The sequence below is a fragment of the Streptomyces sp. NPDC048436 genome (genome assembly GCF_043200355.1).
Taxonomy (GTDB): Bacteria; Actinomycetota; Actinomycetes; order Streptomycetales; family Streptomycetaceae; genus Streptomyces.
Genome location: NZ_JBICXP010000003.1, coordinates 684,486 through 705,954 on the forward strand (window position 1 = coordinate 684,486; position 21,469 = coordinate 705,954).

A 21,469-nucleotide genomic window follows, 5' to 3' on the forward strand; every position below is an offset into this window, starting at 1 on the left:
CGTCGGTCACAGCAACAGGCGCGGATGAAGCTAGACTTCTTTTTGCCACTCGCCAAGAGGTATCACCGGAATTCCGCGAACTTTGTCCTGAGTGTGGATAAACGAAGATTCCCTCGCTACCGTGTGGCCGTCCCCGGGGCCACCTGCGCCCCGTCAGTCTCCGTACCGCAGTGGGGAGTTCGGCATGGACCGACGGAGCTTCAACCGGCGGATGCTCGTGGGTGGGGCGGTCGCGACGGCAGGGGTGACATCGTTGTCGCTGGCGACCGCGCCCGAGGCGAGCACGGCCGAAGGGCCGAAGACCGCGCCGGCGGGCGGCGAGGTGCGCCGCATCAAGATGTTCGCGGAGAAGCTGCCGGACGGGCAGATGGGTTACGGCCTGGAGAAGGGCAAGGCGACCGTCCCCGGCCCGCTCATCGAGCTGAACGAGGGCGACACGCTGCACATCGAGTTCGAGAACACGATGGACGTGAACGCCAGCCTGCACGTGCACGGCATGGACTACGAGATCTCCAGCGACGGCACGAAGCACACCAAGAGCGACGTCGAGCCGGGCGGCAAGCGGACGTACACCTGGCGTACGCACGCGCCGGGCCGACGCAAGGACGGCACCTGGCGCCCCGGTACCGCGGGTTACTGGCACTACCACGACCACGTCGTCGGCACCGACCACGGCACCGGCGGGGTGCGCAAGGGGCTCTACGGACCGCTGATCGTGCGCCGTAAGGGCGACCTGCTGCCGGACAAGACGTTCACGATCGTCTTCAACGACATGACGATCAACAACAAGGCGGGACACGACACCCCCAACTTCGAGGCCACGGTGGGGGATCGGGTCGAGTTCGTCTCCATCACGCACGGCGAGTATTACCACACGTTCCACGTCCACGGTCACCGCTGGGCGGACAACCGCACGGGCCTGCTCACCGGCCCCGAAGACCCGAGCCAGATCCTCGACGACAAGATCACCGGCCCGGGGGACTCGTTCGGCTTCCAGGTCATCGCGGGGGAGGGGGTGGGCGCGGGCGCCTGGATGTACCACTGCCATGTGCAGAGCCACTCGGACATGGGGATGGCGGGCCTGTTCCTGGTCAAGAAGGCGGACGGGACGATCCCGGACTACGAGCCGCATCACGCGACTGGGGCGAGCGACTCCGGTGGGGCCGACTCCGGGGAGTCCGGGGCGTCCGGGGAGCCTGGGGCGGCCGGGCACGATCACGGCTAGAGGCGCCCGACAGGGCGGGCGCGCCGGATGCCGGGGGCCGATGCGGGCCAGAGGCGGACGCCACGTGGAGATGTTGTGGGACACGCCGATCCGCGCGCCATCTCCTTACCCGGCGGTACACGTTGGGTGTACTCCTTGTACGCCTCATCCATGCGCGCTAACTGACGCCCCAGGGAGTCGAGTTGAGCAAGGACAGCGTGTACGACTACGTCATCGTCGGTGCGGGCTCCGCGGGGTGCGTCCTCGCCGCACGCCTCTCCGAGGATCCCGCGATACGAGTGGCGCTCGTCGAATCCGGACCACGTGACCGCAAGCCCGAGATCCGTATACCGGCCGCCTTCCCGAAGCTGTTCAAGACGCCCTACGACTGGGACTTCACCACCGCGAAGCAGCCCGCCCTCAACGGCCGCGAACTGTACTGGCCACGCGGCCACACCCTGGGCGGCTGCTCCTCGCTGAACGCCATGATGTGGGTGCGCGGCCACCGCGACGACTACGACGCCTGGGGCGAGGCCGCGGGGCCCGAATGGTCCTACGACGCCCTTGAGCCCTACTTCAGGCGCGCCGAGCGGTGGACGGGCCCGGCCGCCACCGGCAGCGCGTACGGAACCGAAGGGCCGCTGAGGATCTCCCCGCCCCGCGACCTCAACTTGACGACCACCGCGTTCCTCGACGCCTGCCGCGAGACCGGCCTTCGCGAGCTGAGGCAGCTGAACGGGCCCGACCACAGCGGCTTCGCGCTCACCCCGGTAAACCAGCGCCGAGGCCGCCGCTGGAGCACCGTCGACGGCTATTTGAAGCCCGCGAGGCGCCGCCGCAACCTGGACGTCCTGACCGACGCGCGGGTCCGCAGGCTGGAGCTGGACGGGACGCGCGTGGCCGGTGTCATCGCCGACGGGGTCCCCGGGAAGCTGATCGCCCGCCGCGAAGTGATCCTCAGCGCGGGCGCCATCGGCTCCCCGCAGCTTCTCCAGGCCTCCGGCATCGGCGACCCGGACGACCTCGCGAGGGCGGGCATCAGTACGCGCGTCGCCTCCCCGGGCGTCGGCCGCCGCCTCCAGGACCACCTCTCCTACCCGGTCACCGTGCGCTGCCCGCAGCCCATCACGCTGACCGGCGCGGACTCCCTGGCCAACGTCGGCCGATTCCTGCTCGCCGGGCGCGGCCCCCTCACGTCGAACGTGGGCGAAGCCGTCGCCTTCATCAAGACGAGGCCCGAACTGACGGCGCCCGACGTCGAGTTGATCTACGCCCCGGTCCCCTTCGTCAACCACGGCCTGACCCCGCCCACCGAACACGGAATCACGATCGGCGTGGTGCTGCTCCAGCCGGAGAGCGAGGGCCGGATCACGCCGAAGGGGCCGGGTGTCGGTTCGGCGCCCCACATAGACCCGGGCTACCTCACGGCGGAGGCCGACCTCCGCACGCTCGTCGCCGGGGTGCGCCGCGCCGAGGAACTGCTCGCGGGCCGCGCCCTCGCGCCGTACACATCGGATCCGCTCGCGCCGTATCCGGGCGCGGTCGACGACGCGACGCTCGCCCGCTCGATCCGCGGGGCGGCCGAGACGCTCTACCACCCGGTCGGCACCTGCCGGATGGGCAGCGACGAGGAGTCGGTCACGGACCCGGCGCTGCGGGTGAGGGGAACACAGGCGCTACGGGTGGTGGACGCCTCCGTCATGCCGCGGATCACGCGCGGTCACACGCAGGCCCCGACGGTGGCGCTCGCGGAGAAGGCGGCCGAGCTGATCAGGGCGGACGCGACGAAGTGACGCGACGAGGCGAGGCGGGTGGGTGGCTCCGCCCGCCTCGCCGGTCAGTCGTATCCTGACCTGCGCGTACCAGCCAGCCGCCACCGAGGAGCCCCCACGTGACCGAGCCGCCGAGCGCTGCCCCGCGCCCCACACTGGAGGCCGTGGCCGCCCGCGCCGGAGTCTCCCGGGCCACGGTGTCCCGCGTCGTCAACGGCGACACGGGCGTACGCGAGGCGCTCGCCGAGAAGGTCAAGCGGGCGGTCGACGAGCTCGGCTACGTACCGAACCGCGCCGCCCGCAGTCTGGTGACCCGCCGCCACGACGCGGTAGCCGTGGTGATCGCCGAACCGGAGACCCGGGTCTTCGCCGACCCCTTCTTCGCTCTGCAACTGCGGGGCATCAGCAAGGAGTTGACGTCACGTGACGTCCAGCTTGTGCTGCTCCTGACCGAGGGCCGGGACGATCACGTACGGGTCGGCCGCTATCTGTCCGGCGGGCACGTCGACGGCGCCCTCGTCTTCTCCCTGCACCTCGACGACCCGCTGCCCGGCATCATCCAGGGCGCGGGCGTGCCGACGGTGTTCGGCGGGCGCCCGGGGTGGCCGGAGGGGACGGTGACGTCCCCGTACGTCGACTGCGACAACCGCGGCGGTGCGCGGGATGCCGTACGCCATCTGGTCTCGCTCGGCCGCAGCCGCATCGCGCACATCACGGGCGCACTCGACCAGACGTCGGCGGTGGACCGCCTGGACGGCTTCCGCGATGTCGTGCCCGAGATGGGGGAGAGGCTGGTCGCGGAGGGCGACTTCACCCCGGCAGGGGGCGAGCGCGCGATGCGCGAACTCCTCGACCGGGTCCCGGACGTGGACGCCGTCTTCGCCGCGAACGACCTGTCGGCGGCGGGGGCGATGAGGGTGCTGCGGGAGCGGGGGAGGCGGGTGCCGGAGGATGTCGCGGTGGTCGGCTTCGACGACATGCTGCCGGTGGCCGAGCAGATGGATCCGCCGCTTACGACGGTGCGTCAGGACATCGAGGGGATGGGCCGGTTGATGGCGCGCATGCTGCTGGCGCGTGATGTCCCGGCTCAGAGTGTGGTGCTGTCCACGGAGCTGGTGCGCAGGGGATCGGCGTAGGGGGGGGCGACTCCTCGTGGGCGCGGTCGGAGGCGAAGTCGGAAGTCGGGACAGGGTGATGACCGCCTTTCGTCCCACGAAAGGGTGCCTTCGTTACCCCGCACGGTCCACCCGGCGTTTTTATCGCACCGTCTCCGGGTGAGGCTCGCTTCAGCACTTCCCCTCAACGGAGGTAACACCATGCGCAAGTGCGCGATCCTGGCAGCAGCGGCGTTCACCGCGGTCACCGTCATCGGCGGGGCCGGCTCCGCCGTCGCCAACCCGGGCCCCGGCGCCCACGCCGGGGGCACGGCACAGAACTCGCCGGGCGTCCTCAGCGGCAACGTCATCCAGGTCCCCGTTGACATTCCCATCAACGTGTGCGGCAACTCCGTGAACGTCGTCGGCCTCCTCAACCCGGCCGCAGGGAACCACTGCAAGTAAGCCTCCGGACCGGCGGGCGATGGCTGCCGGACGGCACACCGCCCCGTCGCGACCAGCGCGCGACGGGGCGGCGTACGTGGGGGCAGGGGAGGCCCGGGCCGGGACGCTAGGCGCCGACGCTCACCGTGAACCGCCGCGGATTGCCGTCATGTGCGGCTCCGGACACGTCGGGCTCCCCGTCCGGCCGGACGTCGTCGTACGGGAAGGCGTACCCGATGGGCGAGTTGCCGTGCACCACCCGCGCCCAGTGGTTGGTCACATCGCCCTTGTAGTAGTCCCCTGATCCGGCCCCGTTCGGCTGTTCCGGGTTGGTCAGCATGATGCTGCGGTTGAACCCCGCCGCGAGCCGGGCAAGCAGCCCCTTCTTGTCGTCAGGGTCGCCCGGGTTGTTGGTGAACGGCCCGTGGTTGCAGGTGAAGATGTCCTTCGACGTCGGCTTCGGGAACGAGTGTCCGCCGTTGAACGTCAGTGTGTCGCCGCTCACCCGTCCGGTGAACACGCCCCGGCCGCCCTGCAGATCGATCTTCAGGTCGGTGCCGCGGTACTTCTCCCACGTCTGGTCGATGTAGCTGTTCCACACGTCGCGGAACGGCATCTGGTCGGGCCGGTCGAAGTACGGGGCCATGAGATTCTGCGGCGAGATGACGCGCAGTACGTCGCCGCTGTCCCCCCGGATCACCAGGTCACCCCACGGCTGCCCGTCCTTGGCCTGCTGGGCGGCGAGATCGGCGGCGATCTTGTCCACGGCTCCGTCCGGCAGCGGCGCCACCGTGTGTGTGGCGTCCCCTTCCAGCGTCAGGCCGATGGGCAGCGCGGTCACGAGATCCACGTAGCTGATGTTGGCGTACAGCTGCGAGCTGTTGAAGGTGAACTCACAGAACGACCAGGTGCGCGCGTAGTTGGCGTCTTCCTTGGTCGCGAACGCGGGCTCGACGAGCGAAGGGCCGGGGTTGAGGAAGAAGTCCAGCTTGTCGTCCCGTACGAAGTAGACGCGGGCGCCGTACATCTGAGGGAGCGTCAGGATCTTCGGCGCGGAACCCGCGGCGCCGAGCGGGATCGCGCAGTCGACCGGCAGAGGGGTCTGCGGGGCGGAGGGTGAGTCGGGGCGGTAGACGCCACCGTCCGGCTTCAGCAGGACCCAGCGGTCGGTGCCCTGCTCGTGGCCGGTGACGTAGGCGCGCACGGTGCCGGGCAACGACTTGTTCTGGAGGGCGAGTTCGCAGGTCGCGGGGGCCGCCTTGGCGCTGGGGCTGAGGGTGCTGCCCCAGACCGGATAGGTGAGGGCTCCGGCGGCGCCGGCGGCAGTGGACAGGAACACTCGACGCGATATCACGGAAGGTCTCCCGGGATGTGTGGGGGGAACAGGCGGGGGATGCGGCGGGGCCGTGGGGGATGGCCGGCCGTGTGGTGCGACCACTGTCGCCTCGGTGAAATCGAGCGTCAAGAGTTGTGGCTGAGAGCGCTCTCAGAATTTTTGTTCCTTCACAAGATGGCGGCCCGTACGCGTTGTCAGTGCCGGGTGCCAGACTCGGAGAGACGGACGAGAGATGCGACAAAGGAGTCGATCATGCTCAATACCCGTTATGTCGCAGGGGCTCCCACGTGGGTGGACCTCGGCAGCCCGGATCTGGAAAGCGCCCACGCTTTCTACCGCGCACTCTTCGGCTGGGAGTACCGCTCGAGCGGCGAGGAATACGGCGGATACGGCACGTATCAGGCCGACGGCAAGGCCGTGGCGGGCGCCATGACCGTCACCGCCGATCAGGCCCCTCCGGCCTGGACGCTCTACTTCAAGACGCCGGACGCCGACGCGACGGCCAAGGCGGTCGAACAGGCGGGCGGCAGCGAGATCTACCCGGCCATGGATGTCGGCGACCTCGGCCGCATGGCGGTCTTCGCCGACGCCCAAGGGGTCGGCTTCGCCGTATGGCAGCCGGGCAAGAACAAGGGCCTTGACCTGGTCGACGCCCCGAACAGCCTGTGCTGGACCGAGCTCTGCACCCCGGACATCAAGGCGGCCCAGGACTTCTACGGCTCCGTGTTCGGCTGGTCCACCTCCACCGCTTCCCTCGGCGGCGGTTCGTACACGATGGTGCACCCCAGGAGCGGCACCGAGGACGACATGTTCGGTGGCCTGTGGCCGCTGGCCGACGCCCCGGAGGAGATAGCAGCCGGGCCGTACTGGACTCCGTACTTCCAGGTGACCGACATCGACGCGGTGATCGCCCAGGCCGAGCCGGCCGGGGGCACGGTGCGGGTGGGGCGCATGGACCTGGAGGGCGTCGGCAGCTTCGCCAAGCTCGCCGATCCATCCGGGGCGCGGTTCGCGCTGATGCAGCCGGGAGGATAGGACGGCAACGTTTCGTCATGACCTCCCTGGGCAAGCAGGAGGTGCCTGAACGGCGCCCGCAGCGGCGTTGATCGTTCGTTGATCCTTTGTTTCGCGCGCCCTGCCAGCATCGACGGCATGCAGATCCACATGACAGCCGAGCCGGAACTCGCCTGGCAGAAGCAGGCCCTGTGCGCCCAGACGGGAGCCGAGTTCTTCTTCCCCGAACCAGGCAGCTCGGTGCGCGAGGCGAAGTACATCTGCCAGCTCTGCGAGATGCGCCCGGCATGCCTTGAGTACGCCCTGGCCCACGACGAGCGGTTCGGCGTCTGGGGCGGGCTCTCCGAGAAGGAGCGGCTCCGCCTCAGGCGTACGTGACGTACGAGTGGCGGCAGCGCACCGCGAGAAATGCGGGTGGGTGGGCGGGTACTGGACCCACCCACCCCGAAGAAGGCCCCCGAAGAAGGCCCTCAAAGGGAGCCCTCGAAGGGGCTACTTGCCCCGGGCCACCAGCCGCGCCTTGCGGGCGGCGAGCTTCTCGTCGAACTTGGACGCCTCGGAGTCGAGGCCGCTCATGAAGAAGCCGAGCTCCTCCTGCGCCTTGAGGCCCTCCGGGCCGAGCCCGTCGATTTCCAGGACCTTCAGGAAGCGCAGAACCGGCTGGATCACGTCGTCGTGGTGGATCCGGATGTTGTAGACCTCGCCGATCGCCATCTGCGCGGCGGCCCGCTCGAAGCCCGGCATGCCGTGCCCCGGCATGCGGAAGTTGACGACGACGTCCCGGACGGCCTGCATCGTCAGGTCGGGCGCCAGCTCGAAGGCGGCCTTCAGGAGGTTGCGGTAGAAGACCATGTGGAGGTTCTCGTCGGTCGCGATGCGCGCCAGCATCCGGTCGCAGACCGGGTCACCGGACTGGTGCCCCGTGTTCCGGTGCGAGATGCGCGTGGCCAGCTCCTGGAAGGCGACGTACGCGACGGAGTGCAGCATCGAGTGCCGGTTGTCCGACTCGAAGCCCTCGCTCATGTGCGCCATGCGGAACTGCTCGAGCTGGTCCGGGTCGACGGCACGCGAGGCGAGGAGATAGTCGCGCATCACGATGCCGTGGCGCCCCTCCTCCGCCGTCCAGCGGTGCACCCAGGTGCCCCAGGCGCCGTCGCGGCCGAAGAGCGAGGCGATCTCGTGGTGGTAGCTGGGGAGGTTGTCCTCGGTCAGGAGGTTGACGACGAGGGCGATGCGGCCGATGTCGGTGACCGGGGACTGGCCCTTCTCCCAGGCCTCGCCGTCCTCGAAGAAGCCGGGGAAGTTCCGGGCGTCCGAGAACGGGACGTACTCGTGCGGCATCCAGTCCTTGGTCACCTTCAGGTGCCGGTTGAGTTCCTGCTCGACTACTTCTTCCAGGGCGAACAGCAACCGGGCGTCGGTCCAGTCTTCCGTGCTGCCGAGATGGGGAGAGGTGATCGTCACAGAGGCTCCAGGGGGGACGAGGAGTTTTTCTTACGGATTTCGTGCGTAGGGGTTACGCGGTCGCAGAGCGGGTGCTACCTACCTACGGTCTCGTAGGTTACGTTGCCGTAGGTTAAGCCCTCCGTAAAGTGCTCGAGACGCCGGGCCCCATGGGCATCTCTCGCATCAGGCGCCCCAGGACTGGTCAGGCGTACAGCTCCCTCAAGCGTACCGAGAGGCATGTCACACAGCCTTCGAGCTTCTCAAACTCGCGGATATCCACCACGACCGGATCGAAACCAAGGTCCGCGAAGAGCTCCGCACTTTTCGGCGCGCTGGCAGCGAGCAGCAGCTTCGAGCCGCCGAGCAGCACCACATGGGCCCCCGACTCCTCGGGCACCGGCAGGAAGCGGGGGAAGAGCGAGGGGGTGTCCACGAGCGGTGGGTGGCCGATGACGGTGCCGTCCGGCAGCGCAGTCACCGCGGACTTCAAATGCAGGACCTTACTGACGGGTACGGTCACGATCCGCGCCCCCAGCGGCTCGAAAGCGGCCCTCAGCTGCCGCACCCCCGCCGCGTTCGTCCGCCCGCCACGCCCTACGTAGATTGTGTCGCCGACCTTGAGGATGTCGCCGCCGTCCAGCGTGCCCGGATCCCACACCCAGTTCACCGAGGCGCCGAGCCGGGCCACCGCCTCCTCCACGGCCGCCGTCTCCGCCCGGCGCGACTCGGCGCCGGGACGGGCGATCAGCGCCACGTTGCGGAAGACGACGACCGCGTCCTCGACGAAGACCGAGTCCGGGCAGTCGTCGGCGGGCTCCACCTCGACGGTCTCCCAGCCGTGCGCCCGCAGCGCGTCCCCGTACGCCTCCCACTGCTCAAGGGCGAGAGCGGCGTCGACCGGGGCCCGCTCGATGTGCGTGACGAGGCCTTCGGCGAGGCGCGGGCCGGGACGGCGGATCAGCGCTTTCTGGCTTGGCACGGGGTGTTCTCCGTAGGGACGCGGCGGCGGGGGCGCCCCGCCCGGCACGGCGCCGGGCCGGGGTGTTGCCGCACATCATGCAGTGCGTGAGGGGTCCAGGCCCAGGTCTCGCCGCAGATGAGCGGCGGTGAACGAGCCGTCCGCCCCGATCAGCCGCTGAGGTGTCCCCTCGAAGACGACGCGTCCGCCGTGCTTGCCGCCGTCGGGTCCCAGGTCGATCACCCAGTCCGCGTGCTTGACGACCTCCAAGTTGTGCTCGACGACGATCACGGTGTTCCCCGCGTCGACGAGCCGGTCCAGGAGGGCGAGCAGGCCGTCCACGTCCGCCATGTGCAGGCCGGTCGTCGGCTCGTCCAGGACGTACGTGGTGCCCGAGCGGTGCAGCTGGGTGGCGAGCTTGATGCGCTGCCGCTCGCCGCCCGACAGGGTGCTCAGCGGCTGCCCGAGTGTCAGATAGGTGAGCCCCACGTCACGCAGGGCGCGCAGCCGGCGGCGTACGGCGATGTCGTCGACGGCGGCGAGGAAGTCAAGGGCGCGCCCGGCCGTCATGTCCAGGACGTCCGCGATGGAGCTGGAGCCGACGGTCAGCCGCAGCACCTCGTCCTTGAAGCGGCGCCCCTCGCACGCCTCGCAGGTCGTCGTCACCGGGTCCATGAAGGCGAGGTCGCTGTAGATGATCCCGCGCCCCTGGCAACGCTCGCACGCACCACGGGAGTTGAAGCTGAAGAGCCCCGCATCCTCGCCCGTCTCCCGCGCGAAGAGCTTGCGCAGCGAGTCCATGATCCCGAGGTACGTCGCCGGGGTCGACCGTCCCGAGATGCCGATGCCCGACTGGTCGACGACCACGGCGTCCGGATGCTCGGCGACGAACACCCGCGACACCAGCGTGCTCTTGCCGGAGCCCGCGACCCCCGTCACCGCGGTGAGCACCCCGGTCGGCACGCGCACGCTGACGTCCTTGAGGTTGTGCAGGTCGGCGCCCTTGACCCACTGCCCGCCGACGGCCTCGCGCGGGCTCTCCTTGACGCCCGTCGAGCGCCGCAGATGCCGGCCCGTGAGCGTGTCCGCCCGCCGCAGCTCGTCCGGTGTCCCCTCGAAGACGACCAGACCACCGCCGGTGCCCGCGGTCGGCCCCATGTCGACGACGTGGTCGGCGACGGTGATCACGTCCGGGTCGTGCTCGACGACCAGGACGGTGTTGCCCTTGTCGCGCAGGCGCAGCAGCAGGTCGTTGAGGCGGCCCACATCGCGCGGGTGCAGGCCGACGCTCGGTTCGTCGAAGATGTACGTCATCCCGGTCAGGCTGGAGCCGAGATGGCGGACCATCTTCAGGCGCTGGCCCTCGCCGCCGGACAGGGTGGACGTCTCGCGGCCGAGGCTGAGATAGCCGAGGCCGATCGCCTCGATGCGCTCAAGCGCTGTCACGGCCGCCGCCGCGACCGGGCCCGCCACCGGGCCCTCGATCCGCTCCAGGGCGGCGATGAGGTCGGTGACCTCCATGCGCGCGCAGTCCGCGATGCTCAGGCCGTCGATACGGGTGGCTAGGGCCGCCGCGTTGAGCCGCGCCCCGTGGCAGACGTCGCACTCGCCCTCGACGAGGAAGCCCTGCACCAGATCGCGGGTCTTCTGGGAGAGCGCCGACAGATCCCGGTTGAGGTAGAGCCGCTCGAAACGGTCGGCGAGCCCTTCGTAGTCGATGTCCCGCGCCCCGCCCGTGTTGTCGACGCTGACCTTGCCGCTCTTCTTGCCGCCGCGCATGAGGAACTGCCGTTCCGCCGCGGTGAATTGGCCCACCGGCTTGCGCGTGTCCAGGTCGGGGGTGTTGGTGTACGTCTGGCCCTGCCAGGTCCCCGCGGCGAACGGCGGGAAGAGGATCGCGCCGTCCGCCAGGGACGTGGCGGGGTCGATGATGCGGTCGTAGTCGGGCCGCACTGTCTTGCCCAGGCCGTGGCACTCGGGGCACATGCCCGACGGGTCGTTGAACGAGTACGCGGTGGCCGGCCCCGCACTCGGTGTGCCGTGCCGCGAGAACAGCACGCGCATCACCGAGTAGATGTCCGTCATCGTGCCCACCGTGGAGCGGGAGTGGCCGCCGATCGGCTTCTGGTCGACGACGATCGCGGGCGAGAGATCCTCGATGCCGTCCGCATGCGGCCGTTCGTACTTGGGCAGCCGGTTGCGGACGAACCACGTGAAGGTCTCGTTCAGCTGACGCTGCGACTCGACCGCGATCGTGTCGAAGACGACCGACGACTTCCCCGACCCCGAGACGCCGGTGAAGACCGTGAGCCGGTCCTTCGGAATACGCAGGCTCACCTCCTTCAGGTTGTTCTCACGGGCTCCGGTGATGGTGATGTATTGGTGCATACAGACGAAGCTAGCCAAAATACCCGACAGCTTCTGACGTGATTTCCTTCATTTCTCCGTCGAGAAGCAGCCAGCGCGTGATGCCGATGGACTCAAGGAACGGCACGTCGTGACTGGCCACGATCAGGGCTCCCTCGTACGACTCCAGGGCCGTGGCCAGCTGTTTCACGGATGCCATGTCGAGGTTGTTCGTCGGCTCGTCGAGCATCAGGAGCTGCGGCGCGGGCTCCGCGAGCAGCAGCGCGGCCAGCGCCGCCCGGAACCGTTCGCCGCCCGACAGGGTCGCCGCCTGCTGGTCGGCCCGCGCGCCCTTGAACAGGAAGCGGGCCAGGCGGGCCCGGATCCGGTTCTTGGTGGCTTCGGGTGCAAAGCGGGCCACGTTCTCGGCGACGGACAGATCGTCGTCGAGTACGTCGAGACGCTGCGGCAGGAAACGCAGCGGGACATGCGCGAGCGCCTCCCCTTCCACGGGGTCGAGCTCCCCGTTGATGGTGCGCAGGAGCGTCGTCTTGCCCGCGCCGTTGCGGCCGACCAGCGCGATCCGCTCCGGCCCGCGTAGCTCGAACTGGCCCTGCACGCGCGCTCCGTAACGCAGGGTCAGACCGCTCAGCGTGAGGACCGTGCGGCCCGGTGGAACCGCTGTGAACGGCAGGTCGACGCGGATCTCGTCGTCGTCCCGCACCGCCTCGACGGCGTCGTCCAGGCGCTCCTTCGCCTCGCTGAGTTTCTCCTCGTGCATGATGCGGTGCTTGCCCGCGGACACCTGGGCCTGGCGCTTGCGCTCGCTCATGATGACCTTCGGCTCGCGCTTGGTGTCCCACATCTTCTGGCCGTACCGCTTGCGGCGGGCCAACTTGACCTGCGCGTCGGCAAGTTCACGCTTCTGCTTCTTGAGGTCGGACTCGGCGACGCGCACCATGCGCTCGGCCGCCTCCTGCTCGGCGGCCAGCGCTTCCTCGTAGGCGGTGAAGTTGCCTCCGTACCACTTGACCTCGCCGTCCCGCAGATCGGCGATCTGGTCGACCAGGTCGAGGAGTTCACGGTCGTGGCTGACCACGACCAGGACTCCCGGCCAGGAGTCGACGGCCGCGTACAGGCGTCGACGGGCGTACAGGTCAAGGTTGTTGGTGGGTTCGTCGAGCAGCAGGACATCGGGCCGGCGCAGCAGCAGCGCGGCGAGCCGCAGCAGCACGGACTCGCCGCCCGACACCTCGCCGGTCGTGCGGTCGAGGCCGATGTGGCCGAGGCCGAGCTGATCGAGGGTCGCGACGGCGCGCTCCTCGACGTCCCAGTCGTCGCCGACCGCCGTGAAGTGCTCCTCGGCCACGTCGCCCGCCTCGATGGCGTGCAGGGCGGCGCGGGCCGGGGCGATACCGAGCACCTCGTCGACGCGCAGACCGGTGTCGAGGGTGACGTTCTGCGGAAGGTATCCGATGTCACCCGCGACGCGGATCGCACCCTCGGTCGGCATCAGTTCACCGGCGATGAGCTTCAACAGGGTTGATTTACCTGACCCGTTGACGCCGACGAGCCCGGTCCTGCCGGGCCCGAAGGCCGCCTGGAGCCCGTCGAAGACATTGGTGCCGTCCGCCCAGGTGAAGTCGAGCGCCGTGCAGGTGATGGAGGTGGGGGAAGTAGACATACAGGCCTCGCGATTGCGTGAGATGAAGCGCGGTCAGGGGCAACGCGTTTCGGGACACCGCGGGGCGCGACAGCACTACGGAGGCAGAGTCATCAGCGGGGGAGGGCGGAAAGAAAGGCCCTGCGCCGGGGGACGGCTCGTACGCCGAGGTCGCACGCTACGCACACGGCCGAGCCGTGTGACGCGGTGACTCCAGACCTCAGACGAGCAACGTCCTACTCCTATCGGCGACAACAGAACCGCTGTACACCGTAGGGCGCGACTCGGCCGCCGTCAACGTTTTATCGTGACCGCGAACAAGGAGGCCCCATGCCCTACGGCTCGCTCTCGCTGCCGACCCGGATCTACCTGCTGGCCTGGGACACCGGCCGGAACAGGATCACGGGCGCCCCCGATCTGCACTTGGCCGTCCGGGCCTGCGCGCTCGCCGAGCTGGCCCAGCGCCGGCTCGTCACGGACGTGGACGGCATCGTCACACCGGTCTTCGGCGCACGCACCGGTGAGCCCGCGCTCGATGGTCTCCTGGAACTCATCGAGGAGTCCCGGCCCCGCACATGGCGCGGCTGGATGACGCACAAGGCCCGCGACACCCGGGCCGCCGTCCGCGACCAGCTGGTCTCCGAGGGCTATCTGCGAGCCGAACGCACGCGGGTCTTCGGGATCTTCCCCGCCAGGCGCTACGAACTTCAACGCGCCGGATACGTGGAGGTCCTGCACGCCGAGGCGCTCGCGGTCCTGCACGGTCCGGTGCCGGTGTCCGAGGTCCCCGAGGGAGACGCGGCCCTGGTGGTCTGCGCGGCGACGGGCAAACTGCGAGGCGTCGTCCCGGGCAAGGACCGCAGGCGCTACAGCGACCGCATCGACGAGCTCACCGACCGCAGCGGGGCCTCGGCTCCGGGGCTTCCCGAGGTGATGCGCGCGCTGCGCAAGGCGCTGGCGTCAGCGGTGTCGTCGGCGGAGGCGGCCAGGTCGTCCAGTGGTGGGGGCGGCGGGGGCTGAGGGTGTGGGGCTGACGCGGGCCGGGTTCAGCGGGCGTCCCGCATCAGCTCGGCGAGATCCTGGTCCAGGTCGAGGTGCAGATGCTCCTCGCCCGTGGGGACCAGGGCCAGGGAGCGGTGCAGGAAGCGGCGCACCTCACCGGTGCGGATGTGCACGATCGCCGTGCCCTCGGGCGCGTGGAACTCCACGACGGTGCGGTCGAAGCCGTACGGCCGCACGCGTACGTCGCCGTCGCCCACCGCCTGCTCCATTCCCTGGGCGAGCAGTTCGCGGGCGAAGGTCCAGTAGACCTCCACGCCCTCCAGGGTCGCCGGGGCGGGAAAGCTCATCCGGACGGCGAACGGATCGGCGCGGTCGTAATGGAGCGTCGCGGGGATGGTCGACATCCGCGGCGCGGCGGCAACCAGGCGGGCCTCGACGGCTTGCTCGATGTGGTTGGACAACGCCTGCTCCCTTACTCACGGCTGGACGACTCGGGTCGCACTCTCATAGACGTCGGAATGAGGGAATCCGTGCACGCGAACACAGAGTGACCTCGGTCACCGTGGCCTCTTCACCGTCTTCACAGAAACCCCGGCAGGAATCCCGCGTTCCGGTGGTAACTTCGCCCGCCATGACGTCCTTCATGAAGTCCTTGGGGAAGACGAGATGGGCGCGGTCCACGGGCCGTGCGGTGACGGTGGGACTGTGCGGGGCGGCTCTCGCCGCGACGGCACTGGCGGCGCCCGGGCTCGCCCAGGCGGCGCCGGAGCGTCCTTCGCGGCCGGGCGCCGGCTGGGATCTCAAGGACAGCGGCACCGACGCGCGCTTCCGGGGTCTCGCCGCCGTTACCGGGAACACCGCCTGGGCGGCCGGTTCGAAGGGCACGGTGCTGCGCACCTCCGACGGCGGCGGGAGCTGGCGGAACGTCTCGCCGCCCGGAGCCGCGGATCTTGAGTTCCGCGACATCGAGGCGTTCGACGGCCGCCGCGCGGTGGTCCTGGCCATCGGTGAGGGCGAGGCCTCCCGGGTCTTTCGCACGGCGGACGGCGGGGCGACCTGGACGGAGTCCTTCCGGAACACCGACCCGAAGGCCTTCTACGACTGCATGACGTTCTTCGACCAGCGCCACGGCCTGGCCATGAGCGACCCGGTGGACGGCAAGTACCGCATCCTGTCCACCGCGGACGGCGGCCACTCCTGGAAGGTCCTGCCCAGCGACGGCATGCCGGCGGCCCAGGAGGGCGAGTCGGGCTTCGCGGCGAGCGGCCAGTGCCTGGTGAGTTCGGGCTCCCGTGACGTGTGGCTGGCCACCGGCGGCGCGGCACGGGCGCGTGTGCTGCACTCCGCCGACCGAGGCCGCACCTGGACGGCCACCGACGCGCCGATCCCGGCGGGCGATCCGGCACTCGGGGTCTTCGGCCTCGCCTTCCGGGACCGTACGCACGGCATCGCGGTCGGCGGTGACTACCGCGCCGGTCAGCCCTCGCCCAGGGCCGCCGCCACGACCCGCGACGGCGGCCGCACCTGGACCCCGTCCGCCGAGCCCGTGCCCGCCTACCGCTCGGGGGTGGCCTGGCTGCCGGGAAGCCGCCGGGGCGCGCTCGCGGTCGGGCCGACGGGCACGGACGTCACGTCGGACGGCGGGCGCAGCTGGCGGACGGTCGACGCGGGGTCGTACGACACCGTGGACTGCACCCGCGACCGGACCTGCTGGGCGTCCGGCGAGAAGGGCCGGATCGCGCGCTGGGAGCGGTGAAGCGGGGTCAGGGCAACTGCTGCCGGTAGGGGGCGAGTTCGGGGGCCGTCTTGGTGGCGATGAACTCCGTGACGCGGTAGGCGCAGACTTCGGCGAGCACGAAGGGATCGCTCGCCGTGATCTTCTCGATCTCCGCGCGGTCCTCGCCCACGGCGAGGATCACGCCGCCGTCGCGCGGGTTCTTGCGCCCGGAGGCGATGAAGACGCCCTGCTCGTACAGCTGGTCGAGCCAGGCGACGTGGGCTTCCAGCGCCTCGTCGACGGCGGACACGGGTGCGGTGTAGGTCAACTCAAGAACGAACATGATCGCGAGGCTACCGCCGGGCGCCGACAGGCGCGCCCGCTGGGATGTTCGCTTTGCATCACATTCGTAGCAAGTGTGAACGCATCTCGTGTGTACGGTGCGGAACCGCCTCGACCGCTTGCGTAGTCGACTCGTATGCTGACCGCTCAACCGGCCGCTCCATACGCTGACTTCGTGGTGGGCGGCCGACCCATTTCTGCCAGGAGTTCACTTTGCTGTACAGGAAGACCGCTTTGCGCGTTGCCGCGCCCGTGGCTGTGCTCGCCCTCGCCCTGACGGGATGCGGCGGCGACGACAAGGCGTCGGGTTCCGCCGACGAGAAGCCGCAGGCGAAGGCGAGCTCGAAGCCGTCGCCCAAGTCCGGCGGGCAGCTCGGCACGGGGGAGAGCGCCACGGGCAAGGTGAAGGAGGGTGACGCAAAGGTCACCTACGAGATCACCGCGCAGAAGGTGGACCTGGGCACGGAGGCCGACACCAAGAAGATGGTGGCGGACCCCAAGGAGGCCAAGGGCCTGGTCCCGGCCATCGCCTACGTGAAGTACACGCACAAGTCCGGCCCGGCCCTCACCGAGACCCCCGACGCCAACGACGGCGCCAGGGTCTTCGCTGACGGTCAGCGCGGAACCCTGGTCATCGGCGCCGCCGAGGACGCCCCCGGCTGCGAGGACGCCTCGTCCATCGAGGGCTGGAAGCAGGGCGAGAGCCACGTCCTGTGCGAGACCTACCTGGTCCCCAAGGACGCGAAGGACCTGGAGATCCAGTGGTCCGAGGAGGACGGCGAGCCGTTCATCTGGAAGTTCGCGGCCAAGTAGGCGACTGAGCGCCGTACGGCCGGGCGGGCTGCTCAGCCCGCCCGGCCGTACGGCGAAAAGGCCTAGTCTTGACCGCACCATGACGACCCACACCGCTGCCCTGGCCCGCGTCCCCGTGGGCTGGCCCACCGACGAGCCGACCGCCCGTGCCGTCCAGGACGAACTCCGCGCCCGGGTCGTACACGACGAAGCGGGACCGCCACCGGGCACGGGACACGTCACGGGGGTCGACGTCGCCTACGACGACGAGCGTGACGTCGTCGCCGCCGCGGTCGTCGTGCTCGACGCCGCGACGCTCGACGTCGTCGAGGAGGCGACCGCGGTGGGGAGCGTGGCCTTCCCCTACGTGCCGGGGCTGCTCGCGTTCCGCGAGATCCCCACCGTGCTGGCGGCTCTCGGAGCACTCGAAGCCGACCCCGGCCTCGTCGTCTGTGACGGCTACGGCATCGCCCATCCCCGCCGGTTCGGCCTCGCGAGCCACCTCGGCGTGCTCACAGGCCTGCCCACGATCGGCGTGGCCAAGAATCCCTTCACGTTCACGTACGAGGCTCCCGGCGCGCCGCGGGGCAGCGCGGCCCCCCTGCTCGACGGGGAGGAAGAGATCGGCCGCGCCCTGCGCACCCGCGAGGGCGTCAAGCCGGTCTTCGTCTCCGTCGGCCACCGCGTGAGCCTGGACAACGCCTGCGCCCACACCCTGCACTTGGCGCCGCGCTACCGCCTGCCGGAGTCGACGAGGCGAGCGGACGCCCTGTGCCGACAGGCCCTGCGCACCACCGTCAGCGCGACGCCACCACCCGGAAGCTGAGCCCCGCCGCCGTCAGCCGCGCCGTCAGCGCGTCGCCCATCGCCACCGCCGGGGTCACCTGTCCGCAGACCGCGGGCAAGTCGTCGTCGAGGGCGAGGCACAGCGCCGCCTCGCCGAGCATCTTCGCCGTCTCGTCGTATCCCGGGTCACCGCCCGAGACTTCGGTGAAGACCCGCTTGCCGCCTCCCTCGCCGACGAACCGCACGGAGAACCAGCTCGCCGCCCTGCGCCGCTCGCTCGGACCCTCGCCCGGCTTGAGCCGCGACGACAACCACCGCCGTGCGGGCGGCAGTTGAGCCGCCGTCACCAGACCCGCGACGGCCGCCGCGCCGCCAAACGCGAACGGCAGCGTCTTGACCGCCGCGTAGTGCCGGTAGCGGAAGTCGGGCCCGTAGCGCTCAAGCGCCCGCGCCGAGCGCTGCACCACCTGCGGGTCGATCGTCGGCAGGGGCAGGGCCCAGGCGCCGACCTCGCCCGCGTACCGGGGCGCGCTCGGCGGGGCGTACGCCTTGCGGCCCACCAGACGGGGCTCGTGCCGGCGCCGGTCGCGCGCGGCGGCCAGCATCTGCGGGCCCCGCGCGAACTGTTCGAGGGCCGAGGCGAACGTGCCGCCGGAGAACGTCGCGTTGCTGCGCACGAAGCCGTCGACCCGCAGCGGCACGTCCTGGGGAAGCTGCCCCACCGTGAAGTACGCGCCCAGGTCGTGCGGGATCGAGTCGAAGCCGCAGGAGTGCACGAGGCGCGCGCCCGTCTCCCGTGCGCGGCCGTCATGCCGCACGTACATCAGGTCGACGAACTCCGGCTCACCGGTGAGGTCCACGTAGTCCGTGCCCGCCTCCGCGCACGCGGCGACGAGCTCCTGCCCGTACGTGAGATAGGGCCCGACGGTCGTGGCCACCACGCGCGCGTGGCCCGCCATCTCGCGCAGGGACGCGGGGTCCGCCACGTCCGCGCGCACGAGGGGGAGCTCCGCACAGGCCGGATGGGCTTCGGTGAGCTTGTCCCGCAGCCGCTCCAGCTTCCCGGTGTCACGCCCCGCGATCGCCCAGCGCAGCCCGTCGGGCGCGTTCGCGGCGAGGTACTCCGCGGTGAGCACGCCGACGAAACCGGTCGCCCCGAAGAGCACGATGTCGTACGTGCGGTCCGCCGCACGCTCCTTGCCGTTGCCGTTCTGACTGGTCATGGCACCTCTCTGCCGTGAGCCCCGCGCCGATGTCGGTGGCTGAGGCTAGCGGAATTGGCTAAGCGCTTGCTTGCTAGGGTCTTGTGCAGAGTGGAACACGTTCTTAGCATCGCTGGTGTTACATCAGTTGTGTCATAGCGCTGGGGGCTCAATGGCAGTGCCGGACAAGAGCGTTCACGGGCCGCTCGCAGGGGTGCGCGTGGTGGAGCTGGCGGGCATCGGGCCCGGCCCGTTCGCGGCCATGCTCCTCGCCGACCTCGGCGCCGATGTCGTACGCGTCGACCGCCCGGGCGGCGGCGGCCTCGCGGTCAATCCCGAGTACGACGTCACCAACCGCAACAAACGCTCCGTGATCGTCGACCTCAAGGCGGCGGACGGCGCGGAACGCGTCCTGGACCTGGTCGACCGCGCCGATGTGCTGATCGAGGGCTACCGGCCCGGCGTCGCCGAGCGCCTCGGAGTCGGGCCCGGCACCTGCCACGCCCGCAACCCGAAGCTCGTCTACGGACGGATGACCGGCTGGGGTCAGCAGGGCCCGCTCGCCCAGCGCGCCGGGCACGACATCGCGTACATCGCGATCACCGGCACCCTCGGCATGATCGGCGACCCCGGCGAGCCGCCCACAGTCCCCGCGAACCTCGTCGGCGACTACGCGGGCGGTTCGCTCTACCTCGTCGTCGGCATCCTCGCGGCACTGCACCACGCGCGCGCGAGCGGCACCGGCCAGGTCGTGGACGCCGCGATCGTCGACGGCACCGCCCACCTCACGTCGATGATCCACGGCATGCTCGCGGCCGGCGGCTGGCAGGACAGGCGCGGTGCCAACCTCCTGGACGGCGGCTGCCCGTTCTACGGCAACTACGAGACGGCGGACGGCAATTACATGGCCGTGGGCGCCCTTGAGCAGCAGTTCTACGACGAGTTCATCGCCCTGCTCGGCCTGACGGACGAGGCACCCGCCCGCAAGGACCTCGCGCGCTGGGGCGAACTGCGCGAGGCGGTCGCCGCCCGCTTCAAGACCCGTACGCGCGAGGAGTGGACGGCGGTCTTCGAGGGTTCCGACGCGTGCGTCGCGCCCGTGCTCTCCCTGCGCGAGGCCCCCCGCCACCCGCACCTCGCCGCCCGCGGCACCTTCGTCGACCACGGCGGCATCACCCAGCCCGCCCCCGCGCCCCGCTTCTCCGCGACCCCCACGGACATCCGCTCAGGCCCCGCCCAGCCGGGCGCGGACACCGAGGCCGTGGCCCGCGACTGGGGCGTACCGCGACTGAAGGACACCCTCACGAAGGAAGACGACTGATGGAGATCTCCGCACCTCTCGCCTACGCGGGCGATCCGCGGCAGGCCGCCGACGACATCGCGGCCCTGGAGTCCGCGGGCCTGGACGCCGTCTGGGTGGCGGAGGCCTACGGCTTCGACTCGCCCACCATCATGGGCTACCTGGCCGCGCGCACCGAGCGTATGAGGATCGGCGCCGCCATCCTCAACGTCTACTCGCGCACCCCCGCCCTCATCGCCCAGACGGCAGCCGGACTCGACGCGATCTCCGGCGGGCGGGCGATCATCGGACTCGGTGCGTCGGGCCCGCAGGTCGTCGAGGGCTGGCACGGCAAGGCGTACGACAAGCCGCTCGCCCGCACCCGCGAGGCCATCGAGCTGACCCGCCGCATCCTGCGCCGCGAGGTCATCGACCACCACGGCATCACGGACATGCCGCTGCCCGAGGAAAAGGGCGGCAGGCTGGGCAAGCCGCTGAAGATCCTCACCAAGCCCGTCCGCTCCGAAGTGCCCCTGTACGTGGCATCGCTCGGCCCGGCCAACGTCCGTATGACCGCCGAGATCGCCGACGGCTGGCTGCCCACCCTGTTCATCCCGGAAAAGGCCCACCAGGTGTGGGGCGCTTCGCTCGCCGAGGGCAAGGAGAAGCGCGATCCGGCGCTCGGCCCCTTGCAGACGGTCGCGGGCGGACTGCTCGCCATCGGTGACGACGCGGCTGCCGTACGGGATTTCGCCCGGCCCCAGATCGCCCTCTACGTAGGGGGCATGGGCGCTGTGGGGAAGAACTTCTACAACGACCTCGCGGTCGCGTACGGCTACGAGAAGGAAGCGAGGCGCATCCAGGAGCTGTATCTGTCGGGCAAGAAGAAGGAAGCCGAGGCCGCCGTCCCGGACGAGTTCTGCGAGCTCATGTCGCTGTGCGGGCCCGAGGGGTACGTCCGCGAGCGTGTCGAGGCCTTCCGCGCGGCAGGCGTCGACATGCTCAACGTCATTCCCGTCGGTCCCGAGCCGGCCAAGTTGATCGAAACCGTCAAGGGCTGGCTCTAGGAGGC

The 21,469-nt window shown here is 70.2% G+C and carries 20 protein-coding genes; 12 read left to right on the forward strand and 8 right to left on the reverse strand.

Translation table 11 applies throughout. From position 1 onward, the window contains the following. The first annotated feature begins 184 nt into the window (after nt 1–184). The 4 genes from ACGFX9_RS14010 to ACGFX9_RS14025 all read left to right on the forward strand — a co-directional run bounded on the left by ACGFX9_RS14010 (nt 185) and on the right by ACGFX9_RS14025 (nt 4,535). Nucleotides 185–1,225: a multicopper oxidase domain-containing protein gene (locus tag ACGFX9_RS14010; protein WP_393469953.1), complete on the forward strand. Its 1,041-nt coding sequence runs from the start codon at nt 185–187 to the stop codon at nt 1,223–1,225. A gap of 182 nt (nt 1,226–1,407) precedes the next feature. Beyond that, nucleotides 1,408–2,997 (forward strand): GMC family oxidoreductase, encoded by a 1,590-nt coding sequence (locus ACGFX9_RS14015; RefSeq protein WP_393469957.1) that lies wholly within the window; start codon nt 1,408–1,410, stop codon nt 2,995–2,997. A gap of 98 nt (nt 2,998–3,095) precedes the next feature. Next, complete coding sequence (locus ACGFX9_RS14020) at nt 3,096–4,112, forward strand: LacI family DNA-binding transcriptional regulator (RefSeq protein ID WP_393469960.1); 1,017 nt, start codon at nt 3,096–3,098, stop codon at nt 4,110–4,112. Between the two features lie 180 nt (nt 4,113–4,292). Continuing rightward, nucleotides 4,293–4,535: a chaplin gene (locus tag ACGFX9_RS14025; protein ID WP_393469963.1), complete on the forward strand. Its 243-nt coding sequence runs from the start codon at nt 4,293–4,295 to the stop codon at nt 4,533–4,535. Between the two features lie 106 nt (nt 4,536–4,641). On the opposite strand, the gene ACGFX9_RS14030 is transcribed toward ACGFX9_RS14025, so the two are convergent. Continuing rightward, nucleotides 4,642–5,868, reverse strand: a complete 1,227-nt coding sequence (locus ACGFX9_RS14030) for a glycoside hydrolase family 64 protein (RefSeq protein ID WP_393469966.1) — start codon at nt 5,866–5,868, stop codon at nt 4,642–4,644. Between the two features lie 234 nt (nt 5,869–6,102). Between ACGFX9_RS14030 and ACGFX9_RS14035 the strand changes: the two genes are divergently transcribed. Beyond that, on the forward strand, nt 6,103–6,885 hold the full coding sequence (locus ACGFX9_RS14035) for a VOC family protein (protein ID WP_393469969.1): 783 nt from the start codon (nt 6,103–6,105) through the stop codon (nt 6,883–6,885). 117 nt (nt 6,886–7,002) lie between these two features. Further along, nucleotides 7,003–7,242 carry a WhiB family transcriptional regulator gene (locus ACGFX9_RS14040; protein ID WP_393469973.1) on the forward strand — a complete coding sequence of 80 codons (240 nt, stop codon included), beginning with the start codon at nt 7,003–7,005 and terminating at the stop codon, nt 7,240–7,242. Between the two features lie 114 nt (nt 7,243–7,356). Here the strand turns inward: ACGFX9_RS14040 and ACGFX9_RS14045 are convergent, their stop codons facing one another. The 4 genes from ACGFX9_RS14045 to ACGFX9_RS14060 all read right to left on the reverse strand — a co-directional run bounded on the left by ACGFX9_RS14045 (nt 7,357) and on the right by ACGFX9_RS14060 (nt 13,298). Next, nucleotides 7,357–8,328 (reverse strand): acyl-ACP desaturase, encoded by a 972-nt coding sequence (locus ACGFX9_RS14045; protein WP_393469977.1) that lies wholly within the window; start codon nt 8,326–8,328, stop codon nt 7,357–7,359. A gap of 184 nt (nt 8,329–8,512) precedes the next feature. Continuing rightward, entirely contained in the window at nt 8,513–9,289 is a 777-nt protein-coding gene (gene ddaH, locus ACGFX9_RS14050) for a dimethylargininase (protein ID WP_393469980.1), read from the reverse strand. 75 nt (nt 9,290–9,364) lie between these two features. Then, nucleotides 9,365–11,656, reverse strand: coding sequence for an ATP-binding cassette domain-containing protein (locus ACGFX9_RS14055; RefSeq protein WP_393469983.1), 2,292 nt, complete (start codon nt 11,654–11,656; stop codon nt 9,365–9,367). Between the two features lie 10 nt (nt 11,657–11,666). Then, a complete protein-coding gene (locus ACGFX9_RS14060; protein WP_393469986.1) occupies nt 11,667–13,298 on the reverse strand; it encodes an ABC-F family ATP-binding cassette domain-containing protein in 1,632 nt (543 codons plus the stop codon). Nucleotides 13,299–13,607: 309 nt separating this feature from the next. Between ACGFX9_RS14060 and ACGFX9_RS14065 the strand changes: the two genes are divergently transcribed. Continuing rightward, entirely contained in the window at nt 13,608–14,297 is a 690-nt protein-coding gene (locus tag ACGFX9_RS14065) for a GPP34 family phosphoprotein (protein WP_393469990.1), read from the forward strand. A gap of 26 nt (nt 14,298–14,323) precedes the next feature. On the opposite strand, the gene ACGFX9_RS14070 is transcribed toward ACGFX9_RS14065, so the two are convergent. After that, a complete protein-coding gene (locus tag ACGFX9_RS14070) occupies nt 14,324–14,740 on the reverse strand; it encodes an SsgA family sporulation/cell division regulator (RefSeq protein WP_393469994.1) in 417 nt (138 codons plus the stop codon). 182 nt (nt 14,741–14,922) lie between these two features. Here ACGFX9_RS14070 and ACGFX9_RS14075 point away from each other — a divergent pair, with 182 nt between their 5' ends. Beyond that, entirely contained in the window at nt 14,923–16,035 is a 1,113-nt protein-coding gene (locus ACGFX9_RS14075) for a WD40/YVTN/BNR-like repeat-containing protein (RefSeq protein WP_393470509.1), read from the forward strand. Between the two features lie 7 nt (nt 16,036–16,042). On the opposite strand, the gene ACGFX9_RS14080 is transcribed toward ACGFX9_RS14075, so the two are convergent. Beyond that, nucleotides 16,043–16,339, reverse strand: a complete 297-nt coding sequence (locus ACGFX9_RS14080; protein ID WP_393469997.1) for a YciI family protein — start codon at nt 16,337–16,339, stop codon at nt 16,043–16,045. Nucleotides 16,340–16,551: 212 nt separating this feature from the next. Here ACGFX9_RS14080 and ACGFX9_RS14085 point away from each other — a divergent pair, with 212 nt between their 5' ends. Next, nucleotides 16,552–17,151 carry a hypothetical protein gene (locus ACGFX9_RS14085; RefSeq protein WP_393470000.1) on the forward strand — a complete coding sequence of 200 codons (600 nt, stop codon included), beginning with the start codon at nt 16,552–16,554 and terminating at the stop codon, nt 17,149–17,151. A gap of 79 nt (nt 17,152–17,230) precedes the next feature. Then, nucleotides 17,231–17,956 carry a deoxyribonuclease V gene (gene nfi, locus ACGFX9_RS14090; RefSeq protein WP_393470003.1) on the forward strand — a complete coding sequence of 242 codons (726 nt, stop codon included), beginning with the start codon at nt 17,231–17,233 and terminating at the stop codon, nt 17,954–17,956. Here the strand turns inward: nfi and ACGFX9_RS14095 are convergent. Next, on the reverse strand, nt 17,928–19,139 hold the full coding sequence (locus ACGFX9_RS14095) for a saccharopine dehydrogenase family protein (RefSeq protein WP_393470006.1): 1,212 nt from the start codon (nt 19,137–19,139) through the stop codon (nt 17,928–17,930). The genes nfi and ACGFX9_RS14095 overlap by 29 nt on opposite strands. Before the next feature lie 151 nt (nt 19,140–19,290). Here ACGFX9_RS14095 and ACGFX9_RS14100 point away from each other — a divergent pair, with 151 nt between their 5' ends. Both ACGFX9_RS14100 and ACGFX9_RS14105 read left to right on the forward strand, forming a co-directional pair. After that, nucleotides 19,291–20,439, forward strand: coding sequence for a CaiB/BaiF CoA transferase family protein (locus ACGFX9_RS14100; RefSeq protein WP_393470008.1), 1,149 nt, complete (start codon nt 19,291–19,293; stop codon nt 20,437–20,439). After that, entirely contained in the window at nt 20,439–21,464 is a 1,026-nt protein-coding gene (locus ACGFX9_RS14105) for an LLM class F420-dependent oxidoreductase (protein WP_393470011.1), read from the forward strand. Before ACGFX9_RS14100 ends, ACGFX9_RS14105 begins: the two co-directional genes overlap by 1 nt. Nucleotides 21,465–21,469 lie beyond the last annotated feature (5 nt).